Below are 6,222 nucleotides of genomic sequence, written 5' to 3' on the forward strand. Positions count from 1 at the left end.
TCTATTCGCCTTTAGCACAAAAAGATAAAACTAAAATAACTATAAGTACTACGAAATTAATAAACTATACTGTGTTCAGTTATAAATACAAAATACAAATATTTCCTCCTGGTATGAAAGAAGAAAAACTGCCTTATGCTTATATTTCTTATGCCTCTTACGGTTCAGCTTATCAAAATGAAAGCAGCAAATCTGTAGAGATGATATCTGATATAAATAAAGGAGAGCATTACGGAAGTATTACATCAATAGGTTCTGTACCAAAAATAAATAAAGACGGCGGAGAGATGATAAAAGAAGGCTCGAAGTATTTTGAATTATATGGTATTGATAGTAAAGATACATTTATAGAGTTAAGTTTAAAACTAATTAAAAATGATGAAAATACGGGACATGTTGATCAAGGAACTGCAGGTACAGGTCCTTTAGTATACTTCGATGAAACAGATCCTATACTTGTATTAAAATATGATAAAGATTCTGACAGCTTCAAATACAGCAGTATAAAGGGAAACAAGCAAATAGAAGTTGACAGCAATTTATCAATTAAAAGAGGTGAGAATAAAGAGTTCACAGTTAAATTTAAAGATTCTAATAATGGAAATGAATTTGGAGTTGTATTTAAAATAGACTTTCAAAAAATATCATAATAATTACAAATTTATATAATAAGTTTTTTTGATTTTTTTTATAAATATATAGGATTATAATATAATTATGATTTAAATATGTTACATACATTAGGAGTAAAATTAAAAAAATAGAACAGTATAAATAAATTACTGATATATTAAGTAATTTTTTTAATATAGAATTTGGATTTTTTGGTGCAGCCCTAATAAAGAATAATATTTTATTTCTATAAATACATTATAAAATTTTAATACCGTAAAAATATTTTAAAAAAAGATATTGGTATTTATTTTATATAAATAAAAAATTAAAATAAATGGAAGTATCTAAGTGAATTTATAAATTTAAGATATAACAGTACTTATCCATTTTGATAATTCATCAGGAGTTATTGCTGCAACTTTAGCACCAATCTTTGCAAATTGTTTAGCAGCCTCTTTATCATAGCTTGCATCAGCATTATAGTCTAAAGCTGTAAGAATAAAAAGTTTTGATCTTGCCTCTATTATATCTCTGGCACTTTTATACATATATTGATAATCTCTGCTGTCATATAAATCGCTTATTAGAAGAACTATAGTTTTATTAGGTACAGTTGTTATTTTTTTAGCATATTCCAAAGCCATTACTATATCAGTACCGCCTCCCAATTGAACTTTAAATAATACATCTATTGGATCTTTTACACTATCACTTAAATCAACTATTGAAGTATCAAATATCACTAGTTTAATTGATAAGTATGGAAGATTTGAAAATATAGAAGCCATTATTGATGAATATATAACAGAATCCATCATAGAACCGCTTCCATCTATTAATATTATTATATTCCAAGGATTATATTTTTTTATATTTTGATTAAAATATAATTTGTCAACGAATAAAGTTTTATCTTCTATGTTATAGTTTTTCAAATTATTTCTTATTGTTTTTTTTATATCAAGATTTTTAAATATTTTATTTTGTGTTGTGGAATTAGGAAGTCTTTTCCCATAGAAAACTTTTTTAATATCGCTTTCCATTTTCTTTTTTATATCATTAACAACTTTTCTTACCGTATCATATGCCAACTTTTTTACATTTCCATTCATCATATCTTTAAAAGTGAGAATATTTTTTAAAAGCTCCATATTAGGTTCCATCTCTTTTAAAATATTCTCATCAGTAAGCATTTCAGTAAGATTATATTTTTCTAATGCCTGAGTTTGCATTATTTCAACAGTTTTTTTTGGGAAAAGTCTTTTTATTCTTGCCGCCCATATAGGAACGGTTAAACTGCTTTTACCTTTTCCTCCCCTGTTTTTATTCTCATTATCAAAATCAGCATATCCAGATTCTTTGCTGTATTCTCTATCATATAAAAAACTTAAAGTACGGTCTATTTCAGAATATTCATTATCAAGTTTTATATTTTCATCAGCAAAATTTCCGAGTATCAAACGCCATCTATTTATGTTTCTATAATCTATACTATTTTTTTTCTTGTCCATAATTAATAATAATATAGATAAATAAATAAAAAATCAATTATATATTTGAAAATTATAAATTTAACATATTTGATATTTTTTTGTTTTTTATAAAGTTGATAATGAAAGGAATAAAATAAATATGCTTAAAAAATTTAGTATTTCAAATTATAGATCATTTTATAATGAATCGGTTTTAGATTTTACTATAAATACTAATGCATATAAAAATGATAATCCTTATATAAAAAAGATAAATGATAATGAATATATATCAAAATTATGCCTTCTATATGGATATAACGGATCTGGTAAAAGTAATTTAATTAATGCTTTAAAATATATTTTTTATTCAAATAACGGATATATAAGTTCAAGTGATGATAGTATAAAGAAACTTTTGGATCCTAATATGATATATGGTAAAGATGAAAACAGCAGATTTTATTTGGAGTTTTATTCTTATGATGAAGTTGTATGTTATAAATATGAATTGATACTTGATAATAAAAATAAAAAAATATATTCAGAGAAGTTGATAAAGAATGATGATACTATAATATTTGAAAGATATTTAAATGTTATAAAAGGCGGAATATTTAATTATGATAAAATTATTCCAGATACGAATACATTTTTAAGTTTTATTAATACTGAAGAGGGCAATAAATATAGAGAGGAAATAAATTATTATATATCATTATTTAAAAATTTATGTTTTTTATTTCCTTTTACAAATGAAGCAGATTTTTCTTCCTATGCCATAGTAGAAGCTTTTGATTACTTCAATAAATACAATATTTGGGATTTATATAAGAAACTTTTATCTTTTATAGATATAGATGATTTGAATATAGAAGATAGCATATCAACAAATGAATTTGTTTTGATGTTTGATAATAAAAGGCTTTTATCCAAACATGACTGCTATAGTAATGATTTTGATGAAGTAGAATCTGAAGGAAGTAAAATTTATGCTATTAATTTAATTTATATATTAGTATCTATCATTAATGGAACATTATCTATAGTTGATGAGTTTAATGGTGTTCATTCAGAATTATTAGAATTCGTTATTAATTTGTTTAGAAATGATATTTCACTTTCATACATTAAAAAAGATACATCTCAATTAATACTTTCTACACATGATATAACACTTATGAGTATTGATAATACTATGCTTTATAATTACTGTTTGATAAATAAAGAAAATAATATAAGCAATATATACAGAATAGATTGCTTTAATAATTTTACAATAGAGAATTTAGAAAAAGAGTATAGACGAAATAGATTTGGTTTTTCAAGAAAAAATATATATTTTAATGATTAATATTTATATATATAGAGAGAACCTTTATTATCATATAATTGTTCTGATGAATTGATTTTGAAAGCTGTATTACAATCTTCTATTGATTTATCAAAATATTTTTTATCTCTAGAATTTTTGTATTTGTTAAAATATATTGCACTTCTATTATTTAGGGCGTATATATTATTATAATCAATTGTTATAATTTCATCATAATCACTTAAAGCCCTTTCAAATATATTTTCATCTCCACCTATTTTGTATTTTACAGAATATAAGGTTGCTCTATTATTAATAAGCTCTATATCCAAATAATTTGCAGATAATGCCTCATTAAACATCATTAAAGCATTTTCATAATCTTCTTCCGATTTTTTAAGTTCGTATTTTATTGAATATAATATAGCCTTATTATTTATAATATTTTCACTGTAATTATATAGAGATAATGCATATTCAAAATATTGATTAGCCTTTTTAAAATGCTCTTCTTTTCCTTCTTTGAGGTACATTTTAGTATATAATATACCAGCTCCATTCAATGCCAAGTAATTTCTGTCATCTATCTGAAACATTTTTTCTATTATTTTCAAAACCTGTTCATATCTTGAATTTTTCATTTCTTTTACTAGATTCTTATACATTTCTTCTATTTCCAGTTTTATATTATCGCTTAAAGAAGAATCTATTGCATTGTTTATAGGATTTTCTATTTTTGCTTTACTGCTGTTTTCATTACTATTCGTTTTATTATTCGGCACATATGCAGCTCCAGATGCAGTTAAATTATTCTTTGTGAAATTAAGCACCAGTAGGCATGTAAACATGAGAATGGCTATAAATAATAGGGCATTATTTATATTTCTTAAATTGGTTTTCATTATATAATATATTGAAAATCTAAGGGAGTTGAAATGCGGAGTAATTCCCAATCTTACTTGTTCTTTTACTAAATTTGTGAATTCATTTGCTATGGCGTAATTATTTAACTCTTCTTTAAAGTATAAAGTCATCATGTCCATATATTTGCTTTCCATTCTTAATGATATGGAATTGGTAAAATTTTCTAATTCATTTTTTATTCTATTAAAAGTTCCAATACTATATATATTGAATGTAATAGCGAATACTAACAGTATTAATGGAAATAGTATTAATATAATTAAATTTAGTTTTTTTAGCCTTTTTTCTTTCATTTTTACAAAAAAACTTTTTATTCCTTATTTTTGTTAGAATACATTTCATTATTTTAACATATCTGAATAAATAATCAAATTTTATAAAAACGCGTCTGAGAGGATTCGAACCCCCAACCGACGGAACCGAAATCCGCTGCTCTATCCAATTGAGCCACAGACGCTCTTTTAAAATTAACTCTATTGTCGGCATTTATGAACTATAGTTTACAATTTAGGTGCAAATCTTAATCCTAATTGAAAGCCTATATCAAAACTATCAACACCAATATATTCATTATTTATTGGATTTTTATTTGCCAATCCAAAATCATATCCTAAATATGCACCTAAATTAATAGCTGCTTTAGAAGTTAAAAATATAGAATAATCAAAAGTAAGTTTTATGTATGGTATAACATTTCTGTCATAGTTTTTAATATCATCTCTGTTCAATTTGCTATTTACAGTACCAGTATTTGGCACTCCTAACACAGTAGTTATAGTTTTTAGTTCTACATTTGCTGATAATGGTATTTTTACCCCAGCACCGAAACCTATTGCAAAAGCTCCTATATTCACTTTAGGAAGAATTCCAGCTTGAAAGCTATGAGTATAAGTACTAGTATAAATTTCTATTTTGTTTTTATCATTTAATCTTAAAGATTCATAAATTCTATAACTGTCGTAACTATATCCAAATTCCCCTAATATACTTATACCTATTTTCCCAAGCCCTATTAAATATCCAATCTGAGCAGTTACTCCAGAATTAAAACCAACAGCACTTTTAGTACTATAATTTTCAGTTAATCCATCACTAATACCAACAGACATTCCTAAAGGTACATTGATAATAGCCTCGAAACCGCTTGCTGCAAATGCATTAATATTAATAGCCAATACAAAAATAATAATCAATGACAATTTTTTTATTGTTTTCATTTTTTGATACTCTCCTTACAAAAAATTATCAAAACAATTTATTTATATGGATTAAAAAAATAAATATTAATAAAAACTATTTTTTGATAATATTTATTTGCAAAAAAATCTATACATATAAATATTATATGATATAAAATAAATAGCAATATAGATAAATAATATTTTATATGATATTTTGAAAAAAGAATTGTATTATAAATTTTGACAATATAAAAAATGGGCGAAAGACGGGACTTGAACCCGCGACATCCAGATCCACAATCTGGCGCTCTAACCAACTGAGCTACATTCGCCATTAAAAAATAGATCATTTATAATTAAAAAGATCTATATACGCGCCAGACAGGAATCGAACCTGTAACCTACTGCTTAGAAGGCAGTTGCTCTATCCAATTGAGCTACTAGCGCATTCGGGATGATGAGACTCGAACTCATAACCCCCTGCTCCCAAAGCAGGTACGCTAACCAATTGCGCTACATCCCGTTAAATTATGTTTAATAATTATATATTAATTATTTTTTTTGTCAATATATATTTTTATATATTAATGTTTAAGTTCCATAGATATTGCACACTTTTAGTTTAAAAAAAATGAGATATTCCTTATAATTTAAATTGCTAAAAAAAACAAAAAGGAATATCTATGAAACAGTATAATACACAACAGAAAAAAAA

The 6,222-nt window shown here is 24.7% G+C and carries 4 protein-coding genes, 4 tRNA genes and 1 pseudogene; 2 read left to right on the forward strand and 7 right to left on the reverse strand.

What is annotated here, in order from left to right:
• Positions 1-650: pseudogene (locus Q1J76_RS07325) on the forward strand (hypothetical protein); the annotation flags it as partial.
• 327 nt (positions 651-977) lie between these two features.
• Here Q1J76_RS07325 and Q1J76_RS07330 read toward each other — a convergent pair.
• Positions 978-2,126, reverse strand: a complete 1,149-nt coding sequence (locus tag Q1J76_RS07330; RefSeq protein ID WP_300369079.1) for a VWA domain-containing protein — start codon at positions 2,124-2,126, stop codon at positions 978-980.
• Between the two features lie 121 nt (positions 2,127-2,247).
• On the opposite strand from Q1J76_RS07330, the gene Q1J76_RS07335 reads away from it, so the two are divergent.
• Positions 2,248-3,441 carry an AAA family ATPase gene (locus Q1J76_RS07335; protein WP_300369082.1) on the forward strand — a complete coding sequence of 398 codons (1,194 nt, stop codon included), beginning with the start codon at positions 2,248-2,250 and terminating at the stop codon, positions 3,439-3,441.
• Here Q1J76_RS07335 and Q1J76_RS07340 read toward each other — a convergent pair.
• The 6 genes from Q1J76_RS07340 to Q1J76_RS07365 all read right to left on the reverse strand — a co-directional run bounded on the left by Q1J76_RS07340 (position 3,438) and on the right by Q1J76_RS07365 (position 6,030).
• Positions 3,438-4,619 (reverse strand): tetratricopeptide repeat protein, encoded by a 1,182-nt coding sequence (locus tag Q1J76_RS07340; protein WP_300369085.1) that lies wholly within the window; start codon positions 4,617-4,619, stop codon positions 3,438-3,440. The two genes, Q1J76_RS07335 and Q1J76_RS07340, sit on opposite strands and share 4 nt — an antisense overlap.
• A 90-nt stretch (positions 4,620-4,709) precedes the next feature.
• Positions 4,710-4,783, reverse strand: a tRNA-Arg gene (locus tag Q1J76_RS07345).
• Between the two features lie 43 nt (positions 4,784-4,826).
• A complete protein-coding gene (locus Q1J76_RS07350) occupies positions 4,827-5,543 on the reverse strand; it encodes a hypothetical protein (RefSeq protein WP_300369088.1) in 717 nt (238 codons plus the stop codon).
• 221 nt (positions 5,544-5,764) lie between these two features.
• Positions 5,765-5,840 (reverse strand) — tRNA-His (locus tag Q1J76_RS07355).
• Positions 5,841-5,880: 40 nt separating this feature from the next.
• A tRNA-Arg gene (locus tag Q1J76_RS07360) sits at positions 5,881-5,954 on the reverse strand.
• 2 nt (positions 5,955-5,956) lie between these two features.
• Positions 5,957-6,030 (reverse strand) — tRNA-Pro (locus tag Q1J76_RS07365).
• Positions 6,031-6,222 lie beyond the last annotated feature (192 nt).

This window comes from Brachyspira sp. (assembly GCF_029258575.1).
Classification (GTDB): Bacteria; Spirochaetota; Brachyspiria; order Brachyspirales; family Brachyspiraceae; genus Brachyspira.